We start from the raw sequence: 23091 nt of genomic DNA, 5'->3' as shown, positions 1-23091 counted from the left end.
TAGTAAATGACATACGACCTCTCAAAATTCCTCATGTATAACGGACAATACGGTCCATCTCCTCCTTAAAAGCCTGCTCCTCTTTTTCAAACTGGCGCTCTAGTGTTTCAAGGTCAAGAAGTGCCTGATGAGTTTTTTTCCTAATTTCTCTAACTTCTTTATGAGAAGATTGGATTTTATTCTGAACGAACCAATCCACAATTAACCCACCAAAAAAATAGTCCGCTACCGTTAAACCACCTGAGATTTGAATATTAGCGTCATAGTGCTTTCCAAGATCATCAATTTCATTTGCGAACTTCCGCAAGTGTCGTTGCGCGGTATGGATAGCGGTATCTGCATCATCTACACGGGAATGCTTGACGGCGGTTGTCAATAATCCACCCCCCAGCATATCGATGGCCCCCCAATTTTCTGCTGAGGTCAATGACTTCGATGCTTCTTCAAGCGCGGACATAGCTGATTGACCAGCAACAATGGCTTCACTAATCTCACTCAACTCTGCCTGTAATGTTGATCGCTTATCACTGAGCTCGAGCAGGCGTTTGCCTTTTTCTCTCCCTCTCGATATAAGGAACTGCTTCTTCCTTTGATATAACCTATTATACTCTCCTTTTTGATCCCCTGATTCTTTTATTTTTTGGTTAAGATTCTCCAATTCCGTTTCTACATCGGCTAACGATTGGTGCGCTTCTTTCCATTTCAAACGTGCTTCCACTACTTCTTGCTTTTCTTTTTCTAATTTCCCCAATTTTTGACCTGTAATGGTTACAAACAGATTAGTGAGACTCATCCGCTCAAGTTTTTCAACATCTTCTTCCTCCTCAGTAAGTCTCTCTCGATATTGCTGTTCTTGAACGTACAGATGATTAAGCTCCTCTTTCAATTTTTCACTTTCTCTATGTAGTCGTTCTTTTTCCAATAATCCTTTTCTTGCATCCATTAAAGCTTCATGCAGTTCCTCCATCACTTTTTCCCCTTTCTATGTTTATACGGGGAGTGAATGGAAAGGTTTCAAGTGTGATGGAAGAAGTCTGATTTGATCAGATAATGCGTCTAAAAGGCGCATAAGCAGCCATAGCTCTATTATAGAAAGAGCTATGGCCGTTTGAACTTTTAGCATACATATTTACGCACCGGGAATATTTATGGGTACTGTTCCCCTTTCGCTCAGGACTTTGCCAATTGTTCACGTAAATTTTTCCTTAGAATTTTACCAGTCGTATTCTTCGGTAATTCAGACATAAATTCAATGCGTGACGGGATTTTATACTTCGCTAAATGATCCTTGCAATAATCATTCAGTTCTTCTTCCGTCAAAGACGGGTGTTTAGGTACGACGTAACTGATGACCGTTTCCCCCAATTCCGAATCTGGAGCTCCTACAACTGCTACTTCTGTTACATCGTCATGTTTATAAAGAACTTCCTCAACTTCTCTTGGATAAACATTATACCCGCCGACAAGGATCATATCTTTTTTACGGTCTACAATATAAAGATATCCTTCTTCATCCTGACAGGCCATGTCACCAGTATAGAGCCAACCGTCCCGAATCGTGACCGCTGTTTCTTCGGGAAGTTTGTAATAGCCCTTCATGACGTTTGGTCCTTTTACAACCAATTCACCGACTTCCCCAACAGCTACTTCTTCTCCCAGTTCATCAACCACTTTATTCTTGACATTTTTTATATTCTGGCCAATGGATCCTGCTTTTCTCGGTCGGTCAAGAGGATTGAAGGCAGTTACGGGGGAAGCTTCTGACAGGCCGTACCCTTCAGATACACGGACATCGAATTGTTTTTCAAAGGACTCTAATAGAGCGACAGGCAAGGATGAACCACCAGAAATACAGAAACGCATATGGCGGAAAGATCGTGCTTGTGCTTGATCTTTTCCTGTGTGTAATAAATAGTTATACATTGTCGGAACACCAGCAAAAATAGTGGCTTGATATTCTTCAGCTGTTGCAAACACTTCCTGCGGAGAGAACTTTGGAACAATTAGAACAGTTCCTCCATTAACCAACGGAGCATTCAAACAAACGGTCAAGCAAAAAACGTGAAACATTGGCAGGGTAGCAATTACGCGATCGTCTGAGTTTATTTGCAGATAATCAGCGACATCTGAGGCATTCGAATATAAATTTTGGTGGGTAAGCATGGCCCCCTTCGGTTTACCCGTTGTACCAGATGTATACAGAATAGCAGCAACATCCTGGTCATCAATTGAAGGACCGGAAAAATCCAATCGACCTTCTCCCACCGTTCTTGCAAACGGTTTCATTTTTGCGGATAAAGATGAAGAGGACAGATCGATCCCCGTACCTGTATCGGCCACAAAATAATGATACACATCAAGACATTGGTCCATGTGTTCAAATTTATCCATAAATACATCCATGGTCATCACTGCCTTGACATCTCCATTTTTCAAAATGTAACTCATTTCATCTGCTGTATACGTTGGGTTGATCGGAATAACGGTTACACCTGCCCGAAGTGCACCATAAAGTCCAATCATGAATAATGGACTGTTTCCACTTACTAAAGCAATGTGGTCTCCTTTTGTATAACCCCATTCAGACAACTTAGAAGCGAATTTAGTGACCGTTGCATCAAACTCCTGATAAGTAACCGGCTGCCCTTGAAAAATATAGGCGTCCTTATCCGGGTTCCTTTGAGCGGTCAGCAACAGTTGTTCGCTTAAATTCATGTACGCTCCCCCTTTATTATGAATGAACAATCATTCATAATATTAATTTTCAATATAATTATAAAATACAGAAAATTATTTAGCAACAATTGTCATCCTGTGACCGAATTCAGAAGATGGTTCTGTTCACTGCCTTACAAGTAAAAAACGACCCTAAAATAAGGGTCGTTTTCGATTAATAGATCATATCCAGGAAGTCTTCCTTGTTGATTTTGCCTAGATAGTAGGAAATATCTGTATCTCCGATGGCTTCGGAGATAGACTGGCGCTCGTATTTCGTACCAATTAAAATTTCTTCCATTTCATTGATATCCCCTACCCCGAAGAAATCACCGAAGATTTTTGCATTTTTTATATAGCCTTTTGCTACATCCAATCGGATATCATAACTGCCGGCCCCTTCAATCCTCTTCGTATGCTGTATATTAAACTTTGGAGACTTACCATAGTTCCAGTCCCAACTTTTGTAGCGCTCATCAGCTAAATGATGAATGTTCGCCCAGTCTTCTTTCGTTAATTTGTATTGCGGAACATCGTTTACATCCTCCACGTCAAAGATATAACGAAGAATCATGTCTTTAAAATCATCCATCGCTATCTTCTCATCAAGGAATTCAGATATGTTCGCTACTCGGCTGCGGATCGATTTGATTCCTTTTGACTTAATTTTCTCTGTCTTAACGTTCAATGCGGATACCACATTCTCAATTTCTGAATCAAGCATTAATGTCCCGTGACTGAACATGCGTCCTTTTGTGGAGAATTGAGCATTACCAGAAATTTTCCGGCCATCTTCTGCAACAATATCATTTCGACCAGAGAGCTCAGCATTCACGCCTAGTTTCTTTAATGCTTCCGTTACCGGTTCTGTAAATTTAGCAAAGTCATGGAAACTGTCCCCATCATCTTTCGTTATGAAACTGAAATTCAAGTTTCCAAGGTCATGATATACGGCTCCTCCACCAGAAAGACGGCGGACAACATGAATACCATTTTCCTCGACATAATTTGTATTGATTTCCTCCACAGTATTTTGGTTCTTCCCAATAATGATGGAAGGTTTATTGATATAAAACAGCAGATAGGTCTCATTAATATCAAGATTTTTCAACACATATTCTTCAATGGCCAAGTTAATGCGAGGATCATTAATTCCCTCATGATCAATAAAAAGCATCTGTTTCATCCTTTCAGTCCGTGATGTCCAAGTACCATTGTAATCGTTTAGACATAAGGAAACAATTTATTTACTCCATGTCATCCCCTCTTCCGCCAATTGAATAGTTCCATGAAACACATCCTCAGCTTCCTGGCGCAACTTAGTGAGTTGCCCGAAGTGGGGCAGGTGACTGAGCCATAAGGTTTGAACATTAGCCTCATCGGCGATGGTTGCTGCTTCTGTGCTCGTCATATGGCCAGCTTTCTTCCCGTCCATTCCCTTATAAAAATTAGTATCGGTAATTAAAAGGTTCGCATTCTTTGCAAATGCTGACCATTCTTTAAAATAACTGGTATCAGCTGTGTAAACCGCCGTTTCCTCTCCATCCGAAATCCGCATACCATAACAAGGAACCGGATGATGCGTTTTTTGGAATTCGATAGAGAAAGGTCCAATTTCGAGCGGCTTCTCAGGATCGTATGGAACACCTTTCGTATATTGATGTGTTAACATGTCGAACTTGTCTTCATCTTCTTGGTGTCCATATATAGGGAGGGATTCATTCCTGTCATTAAGGCTGTTTTGCACAAGCCATGCATATTGCAGCGGCCCGATGTCCGCTATGTGATCATGGTGATAATGGGACAAAATGACGGCATCCAGTTCATCTACTTTTTTTAATTGCTGCAATCTGGATAATACTCCACTGCCACAATCGACCAGAAGCGAGAAGCCGTCTTTCTCAAATAAATACCCAGAACTAGCACTCCCTGCCGCAGGATAAGCACCCCAATATCCGATAATTGTCACTTTCATTTTCATCACTCCTAAAACTTTTTGCCTAATTATACATTGTTTTATAACAGAATATTGATTTTTGAATATTGTTATAATACAATGAATTTACATTAAAAATTAATTGGAGGCGATTTACAGATGATGAGTGTTCTAGAGTTCTTCCGTAACCTTCCGAAAAAGCACTGCTCCAACTGTGGGAATGTCATCCAGGAAAAAGCTGACTGCTACGGCAACATTTGTGACGAGTGTGACCATCCAGCCCGCTAATTCTAGTATTCCACAAAAAACATAAGAAAGAACAACATAGAATTTGGAGCAGCTGTCATAGGCTGCTATTTTTTTGTCCATTTTTGACTAATCAACCAAACTCTCCTCCCAGATACTATATAGAAAGGCGGCATCTCAAAATATCCTCCACTTTTCTCATGAGAGAGATTGTGTATCACAGCTTTCACTTCATACAAACTCTCTCATCATACATTTTTATAACTCTTAAAAAATAAAAAAACCATCCGGCAGATGATTCTACTGGATGGATAGCTTTTTTCTTTTAGTGGAATTCCTTACGAGCAATTGATGTGGATAGACATATCTGTTTGGGGCGAGAGCACCTGGATGAAGGAGCTGTTGGATGAGAACTTCTACGGTTTTGTCTGCCATTTGCTTCACAGGCTGTTCTACCGTAGTCACAGAAGGCACCATCAACAGGGACACCATCTGATTATCAAAACCTACAACCGCTAAATCTTCAGGTATGACCCAATCCGACGAAGCTGCTTCATAAATCAGACCTGCTGCCACTTCATCAGATCCAGTAAACACACCATCAACGTGGGGAAGTTCATTGTTAATCATGTGAAAGACCTTTTGTCCATCACTTACATTGATCGCCCAGTCAATCGATAAATTTTCTTCAAAATGGAGGCCAAACTCGTTTAACGCTTTGATAAATCCTTCTTTACGCTTTCGGGATAAGTGACTTTCCGGACCGCCAGTCACATAACAAATCTGCCTGCAATCTTGTTCTAATAAATGAATGGTTGCATCATAGGCTGCCTGTTTATGATCCATATGCACCATCGGAATACATGCCTTGTCCATGTATTCATTACAGAATACAATCGGCCCGGATTCCAGAAAAGGTTCAACATCTTTCCAATCATTTACCAAAGAAGCCAGTATGACCCCGTCCACCTGTTTTGTTTTTAATAATTGTAAATAATCCATTTCTTTTTTCTTAGAATCATGCGTTTGACAGACAATGACTTGATAACCCCATTCCGAAGCCTTCTCTTCCATTGCCTCGATCAAGTTACCGAAAAAGGGATTCGTTAAACGAGGCAGGAGAACGGCGATTGTCTCTGTCTTTTGACTGCGGAGACGACGAGCGGAAGAATTGGGGACATATCCAAGGTCGTCCATGGCTTGAATGATTCGTTGTCTTTTTTCATCTGTCACGTACGGCTGATCATTAATCACACGGGAGACCGTTGTCCTCGATAATCCAGCCAGTTTCGCTACATCTTCAATCGTAGCCATACTTACTCCCCCTTGTTGCTTTCTTGAAAACGTTTCCATTTTTAATCATACTAATCATTGCCTTTTCTTGCAAGCCCTTTCATATAAATTTAAAACTCCTTCTCTTCCCCCACACATAAGAATACTCCCTCAGAAATAGGATAATGAAAAAGGCAGATAGGGGTTGATTCGATGAGAAAGGTAATGATCTTTGCCGATCCAGGAGTCGATGATTCTTTTGCCATTATGTACGCACTCCTCCACCCCGAAATCGAAGTAGTAGGCATCGTTACAGAATATGGAAACGTCAGCCAGAAAATAGCCTTAAGGAATACCGCTTATTTGTTACAACTGGCAAATAGAGAGGATATCCCGATCATCCAAGGGGCGGAAAAACCACTAACAGGGACGAAACCAGAATTTTTCTATGATATTCATGGCCCTCATGGATTAGGTCCCTTCATTCCCTCCGTCCATATCCCAAAAAAAATTTTCCCTTTCAAAAAAATCTATGAGTTGATTCATACCTATAAAAAACAATTAACCATTATAAACCTCTCAAGGCTGACTTCCCTTGCTTTGACATATATTCAATCAGAAGGAAACATCCATAAAGCAGGTGATATTTATGTGATGGGCGGAGCCTTTTTTGTACCCGGAAATCTTACTCCCGTTGCCGAAGCCAATATTTTTGGAGACCCTCAGGCTGCAAAAATCGTGGCTTCGAATGGGAATCATATTACTTTCGTCCCTTTGAATATCAGTAACCATGCCATAATATTACTAGATACTATGAAACAAGTAGCCAAGCAAAACAACACCCCTTTTTCTCAAATTATCTATCCAATCATGAATTATTACAGCCAAAAGTACAAATCCATACTCCCTGGTGTTGAGGGGGCACCGCTTCATGATGTAACATTATTCTCTTACTTAAGCCAACCGGAAAAGTACACAGTTGTGAAAGGACAAGTGCAGATAACGACAGAAAGTAATTCAAAAGGGCTGACGTACGCTGATTTTCGTCCTGTCCCTAAATACATAAAAAATTATCCTATGCACCAAATCATTGTGGACTTTGACAGAGAAGCTTTTACTCGCGATTTTGTAAAAGTCATGACAGGTGAACAGTGAAATTATAAAAGATTCTCTGACTACAAAAAAAGCTTGCAGATAGAGATATTTTCCAGCTTCTCTCACAGGGAACCAGACTCTCCAGTTCAAATAGAGTCATAACGCAAATAATCGGTACGCATAATCATAAAGACTATTCTCCGAGACCAAAACGGAACGAAAAATAGTGAACAAACCTCAAGCTTGATCAACAGCCTAAAAGAGGACGCATCCTTTTGGATACGTCCCCTTTCTGAACTAGAAATTCATGCTGTTAAATAATCCATTACACGCTTTACCGCTGCTTCCCCTTGATCTATACAATCAGGTAAGCCGATTCCACGATATGATCCTCCTGCCAGATACACCCCTGGCAATTCTTTCTCCATATGTGCTGTAATATCATTCAGCCTTTGTTTATGTCCCACAGCGTATTGAGGCATCGCATCATACCAGCGGGTGACAACGGAAAATTCAGGTTTGTCGGTAATGTTCATCGTTTTATTCAAATCATTTAAAACAATTTCCTGTATTTCTTCATCCGATTTACCGACGACCTCTTGGTCAGAAGGCTTCCCTACGTAACAGCGCAAAAGTACTTTTCCTTCCGGAGTAGAATGAGGCCATTTCTTATGTGTCCAGGTACAAGCAGTAATCCGGAAATCACTATTTCGTGAGACGACAAAGCCTGTACCATCAATATCCTGTTTAATTGCTGAGGCATTAAAAGCCATAGCTACATTGGCAACCGATGTTGCGTTTGTTTCTTTAAATGGTTTAAAAAACTCAAATTGCGAAAGCATCCGTTGGACAGCGAAATGAGGCACCGCTAATATGACTGCATCGGCTTCTTGTACCGTCCCATCACTTAGGAGAAGGTGATACCCTTCTTCTTTCTTTTCAATGTGTTCAACTTTAACTCCTTTATGAACAGTGCCCGGTTCAAGTTTATCTTCCACCGCTTCCACGAGAGAACCTAAACCATTCCGCAAGGTGCGAAACATGCTTGGTTTCTTCTCACCTTTCTTAGGTTTTTTCAACGGATAAGTTTGCCGCAGTCCTTTAATCAAGCTGCCATACTCCTGCTCCAGGTCGTAAAAGTTTGGAAACGTAGACTGAAGACTTAAACGATCAATATCCCCGGCATAAATGCCTGAAAGAAGAGGTTCAATTAAGTTTTCGACTACTTGATTTCCAAGCCTTCTACGGAAAAACAACCCAAGGGATTGGTCCCCATCCACCGTTTTTTTCGGCTTGACTAAGTCCAAGGAAGCTCTCATTTTTCCTGCAGGTGTAAATAAACCTGAGAAGAGAAAAGGGCGCACCCTTGTTGGAATCCCCATATAAGATCCACTTGGCATTTTATGAAGCTTCCCGTTCACTAAAATATAGGACTGCCCTGTTCCGTTCGGGACAAGTTCATCCTCAATCCCCACTTCTTTCACAAGACGTCCTGCACTTTCTTTGCGAGCGAGGAAGGAATCAGGTCCGCGCTCAATCGTAAATCCATCCTTTTGGACCGTACTGATCTTGCCACCTAAATGTGGGCTGGACTCCAATAATTGAACATGAATATCGTGTCCTTGGTTTCGGGCTTCTTTTTGCAAATAGTAGGCAGAGGTCAAACCTGAGATGCCCCCGCCAACCACCACGACTTGCTTCTGCTCTCCCATAAAAATCCCTACTCTTTCACTTTATCCATGACAACATCTGCAAGCGTCTGGATGAATTTTGGATGTGTGTTCGGCATTTCCGGGCGATAGTAATCAGCACCGACTTTATCGCAAACCACTTTACATTCATAATCATTATCATAGAGAACTTCTAAATGATCAGAAACGAAACCCACAGGGGCATACACAAAGCTCTTGTACCCTTTATTTTTAAATAGATCTTCCGTCAAATCTTGAACATCCGGGCCAAGCCATGGATCCGGTGTATTTCCTTCACTCTGCCAGCCAATCTCGTATTGGGTAATACCCGTAGCTTCTGAAATCAATTCAGCTGTCTTTTTCAATTGGTCCGGATATGGGTCGCCGCCTTCTAGGATTTTCATTGGCAGGCTATGTGCAGAAACAATCAAGCAGGCATTCTCTTTTTCCGCTTCGTCCATTTTTCTATACTCTGCTTCAATCACTTCTTTCCAATAATCGATAAAACCAGGTTCATCATACCAGCTTTCCACCGCCTGGATGGTAATCCCATGTTTTTCAGCTTCTTCTTTAGCTCGTCCATTATATGATTTGACACTATATGTGGAGTAGTGAGGAGCTAGAACAATAGCTACAGCTTCTTCCATACCGTCTTCTGCCATCTGAGCTACCGCATCCTCAACAAATGGCTCAATGTGTTTTAGTCCAAGGTATACGTTAAATTCCACGTCGTCTTGTTTCTCATTTAACGCATCCTCTAATGCTTCGGCTTGATCCTCAGTAATACGCGCTAAAGGAGATATTCCACCGATGGCATCATAACGGTCGCGTAAATCTTGAAGCATTTCATCTGATGGCTTACGTCCTCTGCGGATATGTGTATAATATCTTTCTAGATCTTCTTCTTTGTAAGGCGTCCCATAAGCCATTACTAATAATCCCATTTGTTTTTTTGCCATGTTCGTTCACCTCTTCTATCTATTTAAAGACAACAACTCATGCTTCCTTAAGCCTTCTTAGAGTATTCATGAATGAAATCAGTCAGTCGCTTAAGTGTCTCCGGTTTAATATCCGGTGTGACACCATGGCCGAGGTTAAAAATATGCGCTGGATGTTGTTTCCCTTCATCAATAATTTTCTTTGCGCGCTCTTCAATGACATCCCAATCGGCTAACATCGTGGACGGATCGAGATTTCCCTGAAGTGGTTTAGTAACCCCCTGGCTTCTTGCTTCTGTTATAGACATACGCCAGTCCAACCCAAGCACATCTACAGGCAGATCATCCCACTCATGAATCAAATGTCCTGCCCCTACTCCAAACGTGATCAGGGGTACTCCTTCCCCTTTCAATTCAGAGAAAATGCGCTGCATGACCGGCTTAATGTATGTTCGATAATCTTCTACATTCAAGGAACCGACCCATGAATCGAAAATTTGAATGGCACTTGCTCCTGCTGCCACCTGTGCTTTCACATAGGTGATGACCATATCGGCAAGTTTATCCATAAGAGCGAACCATGTCATTGGTTCACTATACATTAGCGACTTGGTTTTATTGTAATTTTTAGAAGGGCCGCCTTCAATCATATAGCTTGCCAAGGTAAATGGTGCTCCACTAAAACCTATGAGAGGGACCTCCAATTGTTCCTTTGCCAGCAAACGAATCGTATCCAGCACATAAGGGACATCTTCTTCAGGGTCAATAGTCCCGAGTTTCTCGATGTCAGATTTTGTTCGAGTCGGATTATGAATAACAGGACCAATTCCCTTTTTAATTTCAACATCCACGCCAATGGCAGGCAGCGGTGACATGATATCTTTATAAAGAATGGCTGCATCCACACCATATTGTTCTACAGGAAGGCGAGTAACATAAGCACACAGCTCTGGTTCATGAGTAATTTCAAATAATGAATATTTCTCTTTTAATTTGCGATATTCCGGTTGAGAGCGCCCAGCCTGGCGCATAAACCAGACAGGCGTATGGTCGGTTTTCTCCCCTCGGAAAGCTTTCAGAATCGTATCATTTTCAATTTTATTCATCTTCAGGACTCCTTTTCACGATCATGAATTATCCGCTTACAACTATAACGATTTATCGATCCTCTGTATAGAAAAATGAATCATTTGTCATCATTTTGTGCGTTTTTTCACAGATCCCACTTTAATGTAACAGCATTGGATGGCTGACCCTCTTTGCCGGTCAAAGGATCGACCGGAATGACATAATAAGTGCTCTGATCAAAAATGCCGAACGCACTAACTTTATAGACGTTTTTCCCTGTAACTTCTCCGACTTTAACATCTTCTCCGTCTTCTTCCCTAAAAATACGATATACAATGCGCTCATCATCTGGAATTGTCCACTGGATTGTACCTCTTAATAAAGCCAGACCTGTCAGATCGAGACTCCCCCGTAAATCAGTGATTACCGGAAGGTCAACAGGCTCTGGAAGACTTTCTACCCCATCAGGCTTTTCAAAAGCAGCGGCCAGACCTTTCTCTTGATCCACCTTTTCCAAAATCTTTTTCATTAAACGGGTCGGATAAACACTGCTCCCATTTATTTCACCCGATTGATCATAGCCCATCCAGAGCACCCCCGCATATTCCGGTGTATAGCCAGCGAACCAAACATGTTCGTTCTGGTGGGTCCCTGTCTTTCCTGCTAAAGCCTTAGAATAATCTCCCGCACTTGCTGTTCCTTCATTGACGGTCCTCTGCAGGATTTCTGTCAAGAACCAAGACGTCTGTTTATCAAATACTTCGGTTTCTTTTGTTGGATGTTCATGAATAATCTTGTCATTTCTGTCCAGAATTTTGCTGATGGTATAACTCTCTTTCCTTATTCCCTGTTGAGCTAATGAACCGTAGGCTTCGACCATCTGCAAAGGCGTATAGCCATCGGAAAGCCCCCCCAGGGCAATCGCTAAACCTTTATCCTTTGTCGGCAGACCTGCTTTGTCCAAATAACCTTTCGCATACGAAACACCAATCTGATCCAGGAGCCAAACGGCTGAAATATTCTTGGATTCTACCAAGGCTTGATACAGCGATACCTCACCATCATAACGATCATCATGGTTTTTTGGGGCGTAATCATTTGATCCAAATGTTTGTTTCTCATCAGATAAAAGACTGAAGGGATCATAGTCACCTGTCATCATAGCAGGACCATAAACGGCAAATGGTTTAATCGTTGAAGCAGGTGCCTCAGCTGCTCGGATACGATTAAAGTCACCATGCTTGAAATGACGCCCTCCCACAATAGCCACCACTCCTCCCGTTGAATGGTTCATGAGCGTGAAGGCACCTTCAACAGGACCAGAGGAACCCGGTACGAACTCTCCATTTTTCATTTCTTCAGCTGCAATTCGCTGGATTACTGGGTCCATTTCCACAACAATTCGATATCCACCGCGTTTTAGTTCATCTCTTGAGATGTGATATTTCTCGGCTGCTTCATGAATCACTTGGTCTACATAACTGTTTGACCACGTTTCCTTCCCTTCTTCTGAACGCTCTACCGCAAGCGTTGTACCTTGCATTTGCTTCAACGTATCAGCTTCAATTCGTCCTGTATCATACATTCTTGACAATACAATATTTCTCCGCTCAGCAGCCTTTTCAGGATGATCAAAGGGGGAATATGTATTCGGTGCTTTCGGCAGCCCTGCAAGCAGTGCCCCTTGAGCTATCGTCAAATCTGATACTGATTTTTGAAAGTAATGCTTTGAAGCGGCTTCAATTCCATACGTACCTTCGCCAAAATAAATCCGATTCAAGTACATCTCTAAAATTTCATCTTTCGTATAATTGCGCTCTAAGTAAAGAGAAGCCATCACTTCTTTTGTTTTTCTCATCCAAGTTTTATCATTCGATAAAAACATGTTCTTTGCTAACTGCTGGGTGATGGTGCTTGCTCCCTCTACTTTCTTCATGGCGATGATGTCTTTATAAACCGCCCTCATGATCCCCTTAAAATCCACACCTGAATGATTATAAAAGCGACTGTCCTCAATACTTATAAACGCACCTTTCACATGCTCTGGCACTTGGTCAATCGATACGACCTCTCTATTCTTCGTGTAAATCTGTTCAATGACTTCGCCGTCATCTGTTTCAACAGTGGTCATTTCTTCTAAAATCAAATCCTTTTCATTTACAACAAAACGGCCGCCAAATAAGATAGTCAAAAACCCGATCAAAACCAATAACAGGACCACCGTAACGATAAAAATCGGCCATTTAAACCGCTTCAGCCCATGAGGGAACCGTTTAATAATTCCTTTGATGTTCAAATATCGTGCATCCTTTCTATTCTATCCTTCAAACTTGCTACCATCGAACTCCACTTGATAAACTGAGAATAACGCAGGAAAGGAGACATCAGCAATGAAAGTATCGATGACCAACGGCACATTGAACTACTTATCCAAACTGAGTCAACAACACCCTGAAGCATCCCTGTACTTTTTGCAGGACCAAGACAAAACCGTCGCCTATTATGAGGGAGAAGACCCCTCCATTTTTGAAGAAGGGCGCGACTATGAAACCGTCGATTATGTCGGTACGATAAAGTCTACAGGTTTTGTCGTCATGAATAATATCCCCGTCAGTGACGAAGGACGTCCCGTTTTCGAGGATCGATTTAAACAAAGAGCCGGCAATGTAGAGAATCGTGAAGGATTCCAGGCTATTCGGATTCTTCGCCCGTTGAAAGGGAATACGTATGTAGTATTTACTCAATGGCGGAGTGAACAAGACTTTGAGGATTGGAAGAACTCTAAATCCTTCGAGGCCGCTCACAAAAAGTCAGGGCCGAAACACCAGAAAAAACCTTCCTTCATTGATGGAGATGCGTACATTACCAAATACCAAATGATCCAATTGGAAGATTAGCATAGGAAAAGTGAGCGGAAACCCGCTCACTTTTCTTATTCCTCTTCTTGATCCGTACTATTATTCATGACCTCATTTTTGAAAAACTCATCTAATCCATCCACAGATTGCTCACCTGTAATTCGTGCCTGCTCTTCCCCATTATCAAAATGGATGAGCGTTGGTGTTCCTTCGATCCCGTATTTTTTCATTTGATCCTGAAACTCCAGTACATTCATCTTTTTCACATCCAGATCATATTCATTCACAATCGGCATCATTCTTGGTGTCGTCCGTTGGCAATACACACACTCAGGGCTGTAAAAATAAACCGTAGTCGATTCACCGGATTGAATTTCCTCTTCTAATTCGTCTGGTTGAATTTGATTTTGATAGTTCGGATCATCCATTTGATCTATCGTAGATTGTGCAAGGTTTTCTTTCCCATACGGGTTATCTGCTGTTTTTTGTGTATTTTGGTAATTCACTACATACACCAGAATAATAACAAGTACGACTAGAGCACTTGCAAAAATAATCATCCCTTTTTTCATACGTCTTCACTCCTTCTCTTTACAATGGACAATAAATGCACAACAAAAATGATAATGAATGCCATGCCTGCTAAAAATGGAATCGTCACAAAACCGAATACATTGATGTATTGACCATTACACGGTACCAAACCGCATGTATCCCCTGCTGAAAGAGCAGGAATCTTTTGCAAAGCATAATGGTAGGAAGAGACCACTAAACCCATCCCACTTAGGATGATACCCGGAAAAGCCACATCCCATTTCTTTTTCCATAAAGCCGTTCCGTAAATAAGAACGAGTGGATACATTAGAATCCTCTGATACCAGCATAACTCGCATGGTTCATAACCGAGAACTTCAGAAAAAAACAAACTACCGACAGTAGCTATGAGTGCCATTGCCCATAAAAGGAACAGCAAAGTTTCCATGCTTTTCTTCATGTATCTTATCCTTTCTACCTCTCTCTCATGCCATTATACTAGGTATTTTCTCGAAAACAAAGTAGTTTTATAGGAGAGGACCCTTGCAGATGAATGGGTTTTGCTAAGCCACTAATTATAGAGACCCGGCTTCTTTTTTGCTCTGATACATCTTTCAAGAAACCCAAAAAAGACTGCTCACAAGAACAGCCCCCGGTACTATTCCTCTTTCAGCAGTCCGTTCCATGGACATCGACGGCGGCTTGAGTCCGACCCTGCGCACCTTATCCAGCTCCGCCTTTTTATTATTATCCTTTTTATTATTATATAGAAGCCATAAATTCAGACCAATAATTAATAGAATAATGAGATAAAATAGTTTCGCAGGTCCATTTCATTTCCAGGGAAATAATATCAAATTCGACAAAAGCAGTGCCCCGCTTAACAATATCAATAATACGGCTATTAGAAGCTGATACATTTTATTTTCTCCATTTATTACTCTTCACAGAGAAGGCAGATGATTTCTGTTCAAAAATATCTATCTTATATGGTATTGGGAAATCCGCCCTTTTAAAACGATATCAAGCCCCGTCGCTAGTCGGAGATTTATGTTTAAAGCTATATGGAAAGGGAATAGTTAGTAATGAGTAAAGATAAGAAAGGATGTTTGTTGTATGGATGAAAAAATGAAAGCCTTAATCGATGGTTTAAATGAAGATTTGTCTCATGAGTATGCTGCATCCATTATGTACACGTATAATGCAGCGGTTGTAACTGGCTTATACCGCTCAGTCCTTAAGCCATTCTTTGAAAGTGAAGTAACAGATGAGCAAGGACACGCCCTTTATTTAGCTGAAAAAATCAGTACTCTCGGGGGAGCGCCGACGACAACTCCTGCCGAGGTTAAACAATTGACCGAAGTAAGACCAATGTTAGAAGAGGCACGTGAAGCTGAGCGTCAAACGATTAAACGCTATGAAGAACGTAAAGCGCAGGCTGAAGAACTTGGATTAACAGAACTATCTGTCAAGCTGGATGATATGATTGCCGATGAAACAGGACATATGGAAGAAATCGGCCGACTATTGCAAGACTCACGACTACAAGACTAAGGTGCCCCCTATTTTTATAGGGATTAACCTTTTAAAATCATGACCGATCAGACGGAGATGACCTTTCAGAGGTCATCTTTTTTATTTTTTCAGGGATTGTCGAAGTATTGGCAGAATCTAAATTTTAGCTTTATAGCCCAAACGCCTCCATAATAAAAAATGAGATGCCAGGAGCAAAAACAGCTGGTCTCAGATGTACGAACCCGCCCGCTTTTCAAGGATTTATGAACGATTCATTTGAGAATATTCTGAATCTGTATTACACTTTTTAAAACAATTGTCTTATATGGATAAGGGTGCAGGAAAACGAATGTCAGCATTTACGTAACGAAATGGAGGAAATAAAATGTGGGAACATATTTATCAAGCCATTGATGAACTATATGAAAAAATGGTGGAAACGCGCCGTCATTTGCATCAATACCCAGAAGCATCTTTCAACGAGGAGAAAACAGCCCAATTTATTGTCAATACATATAAGAAGCTCGGGATCCCTTATGAAAGTCATGTAGGAGGAAATGGGGTTATTGCTAAGTTAGAAGGTGGGAAACCAGGAAAAACGGTCGCTTTAAGAGCTGACTTCGATGCCCTTCCTATCCAGGAGGAAAACGATGTTCCATATCGCTCCAAAAATGAAGGGGTTATGCATGCTTGTGGCCATGATGGACATACTGCTGCTCTTCTCGGTCTGGCGGAAGCTATCACACCTCATAAAGAAGAGCTGCCTGGAACAATTATTTTCTTACATCAACACGCGGAAGAATATGCTCCAGGAGGAGCAAAACCCATTGTGGAGTCAGGGGCATTAACAAATGTCGATGCTGTTTTTGGAACACACTTATGGGTAAATGCACCAACAGGAGTCATTCAAACGGCAAAAGGGCCATTCATGGCAGGAGCAGATAGATTTGAAATTAAAATCCAAGGAAAAGGCGGCCATGGTGCTCAACCGCATCAGACAAAAGATGCCATTGTCATTGCCTCTCAATTAGTCTCTTCGTTACAACAAATCGTAAGCCGAAGAGTAGATCCGTTAAGAACCGCTGTTTTGTCCGTTGGAACATTTGAATCCGGGACGACATTCAATATTATTGCTGACTCCGCAAAATTAACCGGTACAGTCCGCACATTTGATCCAGAAGTTCAAAACTTGATCATAGAAGAAATGGAAAAAGTCATTAAAGGAGCCTGTACAGGATATGATGCCGAATATGAATTTTTATATGAAAAAGGGTATCCACCTGTTGTCAATCATCCCGAAGAGGCAGAATTAGTGTTGCAAAACGCAAACAAAGCCGATGCTTCCCTGACAACAGAGGAAATCGAACCGGTGATGGCAGGAGAAGATTTCGCGTATTACCTTCTCGATAAGCCGGGAGCATTCTATTTCACTGGGGCTCAAATCCCTGATCATTATTATCCGCACCATCATCCTAAATTTGATTTTGACGAAACAGCGCTCCCTCATGCAGCCAAAACGTTGTTTCAATCCTATATCAGTTATCAGGAAAAGCAGGGAATTTAAAGCAAGCGGAGGCGGCTGGATTGAATAGTCGTCTCCCCTAATTGTTCCAGTAACCGTCCATTCGCCACATATCCGACAACTGCTCCGAATCCAGGTACTAATTGAAATAGCTTAACGAGATCCAAAGTATCTCTGTATTCAATTTGTAATGTCTTCCAATCCACATTTTTTTCTTCTACCTCCAGCTCATTCCATTCCATTACTTTCTTTTTCACCTCTCTTCGAGCGTTATCACCTGAAAAAGCAAGCATGAAGACATGTAGCAAGAAGACCCTTTCTTGATAGGAATGAATATTAAACCCATACACTTGAGCGGCATCGAATAAAAATTTCATTTTAATACTCAGTAACAAAGGGAAGTCTGCAACTCCTAACCAAAACCCTCCAAGTCCTGTACCAGCCCCTTCTACAGATGCTGTCCGTTTGTATTGTTTTAAAAGTTCTCGGACTTGTTCTTCCCGTTCCTCAAAACTCCAATCCGGATTCACAGTAACAGGGCGAATATACTCAGAAGAAGTGAGAGCAAGCTCGATCATTGACCGAATACTATCTGTAACAATGTTGTGTACACGATCCGGAATTTTCCCATTAATAGTAGATTGCATACGCTTAGACGACCTTTGAAGAATAGATGAACGTTTGTCTAATGATTTGCTCCAACGCAGTGCTTCTCTTTTAGCCTGTTTTTCATAGTTCATACCAAAAACCTCCAACCTAATGATTAATATCCTCGATAATAAAAAAGGAAGACTGATGGATAGTCTCCCCTGCTACGTCAATTTCTTTTTTACATACGTTTGAATAAACAAGTAACTGAAGAGGCTTCCACCCATCCATACGAAAACGAGGCCGACCAGGTTCCACTGGAATAGGAACAATAGGCCGAATAGAAATGTTTGGAACAATATTATTTGTTGCAGCCACTGTAAAATCGCTTTCTGTTTCCATTCTTTCTTTACCGGATAAAGATCAAGCCAGGCAATTGTGCGATGATGATTCCATAAAGTCATCATTTGAAACGCACTCAAATATAAGAATAAGATAGCAAATATAACCTTCACCCATAAATTAGAAACGAACCAGATCGCCAATCCTCCAATGACAATCAGGCGGATATACATCCCCAGATAATCACTGCTTCGGATAAAAGTAATTTTATATAAATAAGAAAAGGTTTTATCCTGTCGATATGGGATACCCTCCACAAGAATCCTTACAAGTGTGTGGCGCTTTTTCACCGTGTTCTTTAAATGCGGAACATCTGTGAACATGTTGGCGATTCTGTAAAAGGTCCGCATCCGCTGTTGGTCTTTCTCAACCAGCAGATCCCAGACAAGTCCAGCTTTTTGTTTCGAGACCGAATAAGTGTAAAGGACCACTGCAACAAGCAGAACGGTTACAATACTGGCAAAAATCCACTCTCCTTGGGAAAGAAAATAGAAGATCGCTATATTCAGAACAGCTTTCACCAGTTGATCGATAAGGCGAGCCCGGGGATTTCTTTCTTTTAACATCCACCAATTCGACATCATATTCCAAACTTTAATGATAAGCACAATCCCGATCATCATTATATAATACTGGGTACCTAACTCAGGGTAAGAAGCGAAATACAACGGCCCAAGCGCTGCAGATAGAACGAAAATCACATATAATTGAACGACATAACTATAAATAAGACAGCGTTTAAAGTAGTCTCCCAATTGATATTCAGCAGGTAGTAAGAAAACCAAGTCCGGCTCTTTAAGCAAGGTCCTGACAGGGCTGTAACTGACCATAAACCCAAAAGCAACAGCTATGATCCATGCGGTCGGGAAATCCTCAGGTAAATCCTGAAGCCATTGCTGATAGTAATAAGCCAATGCAGAAATAAAAAACAACATGGCCACAGCAATATGACCATTGAAAATATATTTCAAATACCGGCTTGTTTCTTTCGTATGTTCAGAGAAGCGCTTTGTCCAAAACTCCTTTGCATTAATCATATCGCTCTTCCTTTGTCAATTGAACATAAATTTCATCAAGCGAGGCCCCTGGTTTCCCAAATGCCTCTCGTAATTCCTTCAACGTTCCCTTTGCTCTGATTTCCCCATCATGGAGAATAACAAAACGATCACAATATTTTTCTGCTGTTGCGAGAATATGCGTAGACATCAAAATTCCCGCCCCCCGCTCTTTCATTTCATCCATCAACTGTAAATAGGATTGGATTCCAAGCGGATCAAGACCTACAAAAGGTTCATCCACAATATAAAGGTCTGGTTCAATGAGAAAGGCACACATAATCATGACCTTTTGACGCATTCCTTTGGAAAAGTGCACTGGGAACCATTTCAACTTCTTCTCCATCCTGAACTCTTTTAGAAGGGGGTCCAACCTTCTCTTAAAAACATCTTCCGGCACATTGTATGCCATTGCTGTCAGGTGTAGGTGTTCATATAATGTCAGTTCATCATAAAGAATGGGCATCTCCGGGATGTACCCCAGCTGCTGCCGATACACTTCCGGATTATCTTCAAATAACGTTCCATTAATCGCTACTCTACCTTTTTTCGCTTGCATCATCCCAATAATGTGTTTGATCGTCGTACTTTTACCCGCTCCGTTCAACCCGATCAAGCCGACAATCTCCTTAGGGTTAACATCGAATGATACGCCATGTAAAACATTTTTATGGGTATAGCCTCCGTGAAGGTCTTTAATATGTAATAACGGTTCCATCGTATCCCTCGTTTCATTGGTTATCCTGCACAAATTTTATCACACTTTCCCCTGCGATACACTTTTCACCTATCATCTTAATCGAGTTTATACTACGGGTTATGGTACAATGCAATCAAACTAAAAAGGAGTGGTTCAACATGGCAGAGGAATGCATTTTCTGTAAGATTATTGACGGAGAAATCCCATCAGCAAAGGTGTATGAAGATGAAGATGTCTATGCTTTTCTTGACATCAGTCAGGTGACGAAAGGACACACCCTTGTCATCCCTAAACAACATTGCCAAGATATTTACCACACTCATCCAGAAACAGCAGAAAAGCTCTTTGCAAGAGTTCCGAAAATCGCTAATGCCATTAAACAAACCTATGAACCGATCGGTTTAAATGTATTGAATAACAATGAGGAACCTGCTGGACAGTCTGTTTTTCACTTACATATCCACCTAATACCGAGATACGGAAAAGAGGATGGCTTCGATGCCAAGTGGGAAGTCCATGCTGATGATTACACACCGGAAGATTTGCAAACAATCGCTGGAGAAATCAACCAGCATATCCCTGGGTGATTCCATTGATTTTTCATAGGTAAGACTGCTATAATACTAGCATACGTTCGCAAACGGTCACGAGGACACGTTTGGATGTACTTTAGAAGAGATTAGATTAGTTGAGGAGAGATATAAATGAATATTCGTATTTTAATCATGTTGTCTTTATTAGTTGGAATTGGTGCCGTATTGCATGCCGTAGCGCCTCCATTCTTTTTCGGAATGCGCCCGGACATGATGCTCGCTATGATGTTCCTTGGAATTTTATTATTCCCAAAGGCCTCTTATGTACTGTTGCTATCTTTAGCAACAGGGTTCATTTCAGCGATGACCACCACCGTTCCTGGAGGCCAGCTGGCCAACATCATTGATAAGCCATTGACAGCTTTTGCTTTCTTTGGTCTAGTCCTAATAACTAAAAAAATTTCAAATCAAAAATACACTCAGCCTGTTTTAGCAGCTGTCGGTACCATGATCAGTGGCGCCATCTTTTTAGGTGTTGTCCTTTACATCATCGGTCTGATGGAAGCGAGCTTTGGCATTATGTTTGCCACAGTCGTTTTGCCTGCAGCTTTGTTTAATATTCTTTTTGTAGCTATCGTTTACCCGATTGCACAAAAGATCCTGAAACGAACAGACCTCAATAAAGCTGTTCATCCTGCATCATAAACCTTTCCTGACATCAAAGGCACTACATCATAACATGTAGTGCCTTTGTTTTACAGAACAGAAGAAATTTTTTATGTTTTTAAGGTTTCATTCATACATATTAAGAGAAAATATAAAATAGAGAGCGATACGAAAGGAGACTGACTGATATGCCAAATGGAAAATCATTAGCCCTTGGTTTTTTAGTAGGAGGGATTGCCGGAGCAACTTATACCTTATTAAACACCCCATCTTCCGGCCGTGATTTCAGGGAAAACGCTAAATTGAAAAGCGAGAACTTAAAAACCACCGTTCTCAGCTTAAAAGAAGAGGGAATGCAGTTAAAAGATCAAATTACCCAGACTTCCAAAGAAGGAGCGGAATTGATCAAAGAGCTTTCTGAAGATGTGAAAACCTCCATAGAAAGCTGGAAGCGGACAGTCGAACCTCACCAAAAGAACATCCAAAAATATTTAGAACAGATTGAAGAAAGTTTAAAAGAACTTGAAGAGAAAGCAAAAGATGAGCAGACCACCCCTACTACCCAACCAAGTCACGAAGTCATTAACCACCAATAATGTTTCATTATAATCCCGCTTCAAGCGGGATTTTTTGGTTGTCCTCCTCTTTATTTGTATGTTTCAAGCGGGTAAATAGAACAAACACCTTCCCTTATGATCCCCTTCTATTTTTTATAAGTTCGTAGACTTAAAAAAATAGCGTATAGGGAGATCTCCCTATACGCTATTTTCGCTACTTATTCAGCTGCTTCTAAATCTTCGATGGAATCAATGTCCATATATTCAGGAACAACAAGGCCGATTTTAGCCCCTTCAAGATTGGCACCCAGGTCTTCTACATGATCTTTATGTTGTTCATAAAGATCGCCGTGGGTTACAGGCAACCATGCCGCCACCATGCCAGTTACTTCTCCTGTCGCTACGGATTCCCACATTGGTCCATTATCAAGAGGAGTAATCGTTACATCAAACCCTTGCTCTTTCATCACTTCAGCGATAACGTTCGTCGATGCAATTTCAGAATCCCAGTTAACGTACACAAGTTCAACTTCTGTATCATCTACTTCTTCTGTTCCTTCCGTCCAAGAATCTACTTTGTCCTGGTTGTTCTCAATCCAGTTTTGAGCTGCTTCTTCCGGGCTTGTCCCATTAGAAATTTCAAGCATGACTTCTTCCATGTCAGAAGCCTCCCAGTTAAACTGGTCTAAGATTTTATATGCGTTTGGCTTTTCGTCCTCAAGCCCCTGACGAACCATTGTCTTGATTTCTTCTTCTCCACCGAATACTTCTTTTGGATCGTCCAGATATTTCAAATCGTATTTGGCGAACTTCCAATGAGGGGTCCATCCTGTAACGACAATCGGTTCTTCATTTTCAATGGCTTCCCCTAATGCCGTAGCCATCGCCCCTGAAGAAGATGTGGACACTTCCCAACCCCTTAGGTTTTCATATTCTTCTGTTGCTGTTTCAGCAGATCCTACAACACCAGCACCAGCTTCAATCCCTGTAATTTCATAACCCATTTCTTCCCCGTAGTTTATTTCAGACGTAGCCCCATCCTCACTGTTGTTTCCAGTTGTTTCAGAACCTTCATCCTCAGAAGATCCACAACCTGCTGCTACAAGTGTTAAAGATAGCCCGGCTACCATACCGAAACGTTTCCAATTAAACATGTAAACCTCTCCCCTTTTGTAAATGATATAGTAAAAGAGGCAAAAA

Annotated in this window: 23 protein-coding genes; 8 read left to right on the top strand and 15 right to left on the bottom strand. The window is 41.3% G+C overall.

Annotation, left to right across the window (positions count from 1 at the left end; genetic code table 11):
* Positions 1-31 precede the first annotated feature (31 nt).
* The 4 genes from BLW54_RS13620 to BLW54_RS13605 form a co-directional block, all read right to left on the bottom strand.
* Positions 32-967 (bottom strand): hypothetical protein, encoded by a 936-nt coding sequence (locus BLW54_RS13620; RefSeq protein ID WP_074735214.1) that lies wholly within the window; start codon positions 965-967, stop codon positions 32-34.
* 203 nt (positions 968-1170) lie between these two features.
* Positions 1171-2715, bottom strand: a complete 1545-nt coding sequence (locus BLW54_RS13615) for a fatty acid--CoA ligase family protein (protein WP_074735212.1) — start codon at positions 2713-2715, stop codon at positions 1171-1173.
* Positions 2716-2890: 175 nt separating this feature from the next.
* Positions 2891-3892 (bottom strand): lipoate--protein ligase, encoded by a 1002-nt coding sequence (gene lplA, locus BLW54_RS13610; RefSeq protein WP_074735210.1) that lies wholly within the window; start codon positions 3890-3892, stop codon positions 2891-2893.
* 66 nt (positions 3893-3958) lie between these two features.
* Entirely contained in the window at positions 3959-4690 is a 732-nt protein-coding gene (locus tag BLW54_RS13605; RefSeq protein ID WP_074735208.1) for an MBL fold metallo-hydrolase, read from the bottom strand.
* A 120-nt stretch (positions 4691-4810) separates the two neighbouring features.
* Between BLW54_RS13605 and yhfH the strand changes: the two genes are divergently transcribed.
* On the top strand, positions 4811-4939 hold the full coding sequence (gene yhfH, locus BLW54_RS13600; RefSeq protein ID WP_074735206.1) for a protein YhfH: 129 nt from the start codon (positions 4811-4813) through the stop codon (positions 4937-4939).
* Between the two features lie 258 nt (positions 4940-5197).
* Here the strand turns inward: yhfH and BLW54_RS13595 are convergent, their stop codons facing one another.
* A complete protein-coding gene (locus BLW54_RS13595) occupies positions 5198-6211 on the bottom strand; it encodes a LacI family DNA-binding transcriptional regulator (RefSeq protein WP_035510104.1) in 1014 nt (337 codons plus the stop codon).
* Positions 6212-6382: 171 nt separating this feature from the next.
* Between BLW54_RS13595 and BLW54_RS13590 the strand changes: the two genes are divergently transcribed.
* Positions 6383-7324 carry a nucleoside hydrolase gene (locus tag BLW54_RS13590; protein WP_035510102.1) on the top strand — a complete coding sequence of 314 codons (942 nt, stop codon included), beginning with the start codon at positions 6383-6385 and terminating at the stop codon, positions 7322-7324.
* 245 nt (positions 7325-7569) lie between these two features.
* On the opposite strand, the gene hemY is transcribed toward BLW54_RS13590, so the two are convergent.
* From hemY to BLW54_RS13570, 4 genes are all read right to left on the bottom strand, one after another.
* A complete protein-coding gene (hemY, locus tag BLW54_RS13585) occupies positions 7570-8976 on the bottom strand; it encodes a protoporphyrinogen oxidase (protein WP_074735202.1) in 1407 nt (468 codons plus the stop codon).
* An 8-nt stretch (positions 8977-8984) separates the two neighbouring features.
* On the bottom strand, positions 8985-9914 hold the full coding sequence (gene hemH / locus BLW54_RS13580; protein WP_074735200.1) for a ferrochelatase: 930 nt from the start codon (positions 9912-9914) through the stop codon (positions 8985-8987).
* Positions 9915-9961: 47 nt separating this feature from the next.
* A complete protein-coding gene (hemE, locus tag BLW54_RS13575) occupies positions 9962-10999 on the bottom strand; it encodes a uroporphyrinogen decarboxylase (protein WP_074735198.1) in 1038 nt (345 codons plus the stop codon).
* Positions 11000-11106: 107 nt separating this feature from the next.
* On the bottom strand, positions 11107-13257 hold the full coding sequence (locus BLW54_RS13570) for a transglycosylase domain-containing protein (protein ID WP_244153517.1): 2151 nt from the start codon (positions 13255-13257) through the stop codon (positions 11107-11109).
* Between the two features lie 94 nt (positions 13258-13351).
* Here BLW54_RS13570 and BLW54_RS13565 point away from each other — a divergent pair, with 94 nt between their 5' ends.
* Complete coding sequence (locus BLW54_RS13565) at positions 13352-13858, top strand: antibiotic biosynthesis monooxygenase family protein (RefSeq protein ID WP_035510095.1); 507 nt, start codon at positions 13352-13354, stop codon at positions 13856-13858.
* Between the two features lie 35 nt (positions 13859-13893).
* Here BLW54_RS13565 and BLW54_RS13560 read toward each other — a convergent pair whose 3' ends face one another.
* Positions 13894-14391 (bottom strand): thioredoxin family protein, encoded by a 498-nt coding sequence (locus BLW54_RS13560; RefSeq protein WP_035510093.1) that lies wholly within the window; start codon positions 14389-14391, stop codon positions 13894-13896.
* On the bottom strand, positions 14388-14813 hold the full coding sequence (locus BLW54_RS13555) for a disulfide oxidoreductase (RefSeq protein WP_181949680.1): 426 nt from the start codon (positions 14811-14813) through the stop codon (positions 14388-14390). Before BLW54_RS13555 ends, BLW54_RS13560 begins: the two co-directional genes overlap by 4 nt.
* Positions 14814-15469: 656 nt before the next feature.
* Between BLW54_RS13555 and BLW54_RS13550 the strand changes: the two genes are divergently transcribed.
* Both BLW54_RS13550 and BLW54_RS13545 read left to right on the top strand, forming a co-directional pair.
* On the top strand, positions 15470-15907 hold the full coding sequence (locus BLW54_RS13550; protein ID WP_035510090.1) for a ferritin-like domain-containing protein: 438 nt from the start codon (positions 15470-15472) through the stop codon (positions 15905-15907).
* Positions 15908-16253: 346 nt separating this feature from the next.
* On the top strand, positions 16254-17432 hold the full coding sequence (locus BLW54_RS13545; protein ID WP_074735196.1) for a M20 metallopeptidase family protein: 1179 nt from the start codon (positions 16254-16256) through the stop codon (positions 17430-17432).
* Here the strand turns inward: BLW54_RS13545 and BLW54_RS13540 are convergent.
* From BLW54_RS13540 to BLW54_RS13530, 3 genes are all read right to left on the bottom strand, one after another.
* Entirely contained in the window at positions 17429-18130 is a 702-nt protein-coding gene (locus tag BLW54_RS13540; protein WP_074735194.1) for an EcsC family protein, read from the bottom strand. The two genes, BLW54_RS13545 and BLW54_RS13540, sit on opposite strands and share 4 nt — an antisense overlap.
* Positions 18131-18202: 72 nt before the next feature.
* Entirely contained in the window at positions 18203-19417 is a 1215-nt protein-coding gene (locus BLW54_RS13535; RefSeq protein ID WP_074735192.1) for an ABC transporter permease, read from the bottom strand.
* Positions 19410-20153 carry an ABC transporter ATP-binding protein gene (locus tag BLW54_RS13530; protein WP_035510084.1) on the bottom strand — a complete coding sequence of 248 codons (744 nt, stop codon included), beginning with the start codon at positions 20151-20153 and terminating at the stop codon, positions 19410-19412. Before BLW54_RS13530 ends, BLW54_RS13535 begins: the two co-directional genes overlap by 8 nt.
* 140 nt (positions 20154-20293) lie before the next feature.
* On the opposite strand from BLW54_RS13530, the gene BLW54_RS13525 reads away from it, so the two are divergent.
* From BLW54_RS13525 to BLW54_RS13515, 3 genes are all read left to right on the top strand, one after another.
* Positions 20294-20722 (top strand): HIT family protein, encoded by a 429-nt coding sequence (locus BLW54_RS13525; protein WP_035510082.1) that lies wholly within the window; start codon positions 20294-20296, stop codon positions 20720-20722.
* A gap of 117 nt (positions 20723-20839) precedes the next feature.
* Entirely contained in the window at positions 20840-21373 is a 534-nt protein-coding gene (locus tag BLW54_RS13520; RefSeq protein ID WP_074735190.1) for a tryptophan transporter, read from the top strand.
* 149 nt (positions 21374-21522) lie between these two features.
* Positions 21523-21930 carry a YtxH domain-containing protein gene (locus tag BLW54_RS13515; protein WP_035510079.1) on the top strand — a complete coding sequence of 136 codons (408 nt, stop codon included), beginning with the start codon at positions 21523-21525 and terminating at the stop codon, positions 21928-21930.
* A 179-nt stretch (positions 21931-22109) separates the two neighbouring features.
* On the opposite strand, the gene BLW54_RS13510 is transcribed toward BLW54_RS13515, so the two are convergent.
* Positions 22110-23045 carry a glycine betaine ABC transporter substrate-binding protein gene (locus BLW54_RS13510; protein WP_035510077.1) on the bottom strand — a complete coding sequence of 312 codons (936 nt, stop codon included), beginning with the start codon at positions 23043-23045 and terminating at the stop codon, positions 22110-22112.
* Between the last annotated feature and the right edge of the window lie 46 nt (positions 23046-23091).

The sequence above is a fragment of the Halobacillus karajensis genome (assembly GCF_900108515.1).
Taxonomy (GTDB): domain Bacteria; phylum Bacillota; class Bacilli; order Bacillales; family Halobacillaceae; genus Halobacillus; species Halobacillus karajensis.
This window is presented reverse-complemented; position numbering and strand designations above follow the sequence as displayed.

Coding starts and splice junctions, on each gene's coding strand:
- BLW54_RS13520 (WP_074735190.1), top strand. CDS start 20,840: ATGAATATTCGTATTTTAATCATGTTGTCTTTATTAGTTGGAATTGGT.
- BLW54_RS13565 (WP_035510095.1), top strand. CDS start 13,352: ATGAAAGTATCGATGACCAACGGCACATTGAACTACTTATCCAAACTG.
- BLW54_RS13550 (WP_035510090.1), top strand. CDS start 15,470: ATGGATGAAAAAATGAAAGCCTTAATCGATGGTTTAAATGAAGATTTG.
- lplA (WP_074735210.1), bottom strand. CDS start 3,892: ATGCTTTTTATTGATCATGAGGGAATTAATGATCCTCGCATTAACTTG.
- BLW54_RS13620 (WP_074735214.1), bottom strand. CDS start 967: ATGGAGGAACTGCATGAAGCTTTAATGGATGCAAGAAAAGGATTATTG.
- hemY (WP_074735202.1), bottom strand. CDS start 8,976: ATGGGAGAGCAGAAGCAAGTCGTGGTGGTTGGCGGGGGCATCTCAGGT.
- BLW54_RS13595 (WP_035510104.1), bottom strand. CDS start 6,211: ATGGCTACGATTGAAGATGTAGCGAAACTGGCTGGATTATCGAGGACA.
- BLW54_RS13525 (WP_035510082.1), top strand. CDS start 20,294: ATGGCAGAGGAATGCATTTTCTGTAAGATTATTGACGGAGAAATCCCA.
- BLW54_RS13555 (WP_181949680.1), bottom strand. CDS start 14,813: ATGAAGAAAAGCATGGAAACTTTGCTGTTCCTTTTATGGGCAATGGCA.
- BLW54_RS13515 (WP_035510079.1), top strand. CDS start 21,523: ATGCCAAATGGAAAATCATTAGCCCTTGGTTTTTTAGTAGGAGGGATT.
- BLW54_RS13540 (WP_074735194.1), bottom strand. CDS start 18,130: ATGAACTATGAAAAACAGGCTAAAAGAGAAGCACTGCGTTGGAGCAAA.
- yhfH (WP_074735206.1), top strand. CDS start 4,811: ATGATGAGTGTTCTAGAGTTCTTCCGTAACCTTCCGAAAAAGCACTGC.
- hemH (WP_074735200.1), bottom strand. CDS start 9,914: ATGGCAAAAAAACAAATGGGATTATTAGTAATGGCTTATGGGACGCCT.
- BLW54_RS13590 (WP_035510102.1), top strand. CDS start 6,383: ATGAGAAAGGTAATGATCTTTGCCGATCCAGGAGTCGATGATTCTTTT.
- BLW54_RS13615 (WP_074735212.1), bottom strand. CDS start 2,715: ATGAATTTAAGCGAACAACTGTTGCTGACCGCTCAAAGGAACCCGGAT.
- BLW54_RS13530 (WP_035510084.1), bottom strand. CDS start 20,153: ATGGAACCGTTATTACATATTAAAGACCTTCACGGAGGCTATACCCAT.
- BLW54_RS13560 (WP_035510093.1), bottom strand. CDS start 14,391: ATGAAAAAAGGGATGATTATTTTTGCAAGTGCTCTAGTCGTACTTGTT.
- BLW54_RS13535 (WP_074735192.1), bottom strand. CDS start 19,417: ATGATTAATGCAAAGGAGTTTTGGACAAAGCGCTTCTCTGAACATACG.
- BLW54_RS13605 (WP_074735208.1), bottom strand. CDS start 4,690: ATGAAAGTGACAATTATCGGATATTGGGGTGCTTATCCTGCGGCAGGG.
- BLW54_RS13545 (WP_074735196.1), top strand. CDS start 16,254: ATGTGGGAACATATTTATCAAGCCATTGATGAACTATATGAAAAAATG.
- hemE (WP_074735198.1), bottom strand. CDS start 10,999: ATGAATAAAATTGAAAATGATACGATTCTGAAAGCTTTCCGAGGGGAG.
- BLW54_RS13510 (WP_035510077.1), bottom strand. CDS start 23,045: ATGTTTAATTGGAAACGTTTCGGTATGGTAGCCGGGCTATCTTTAACA.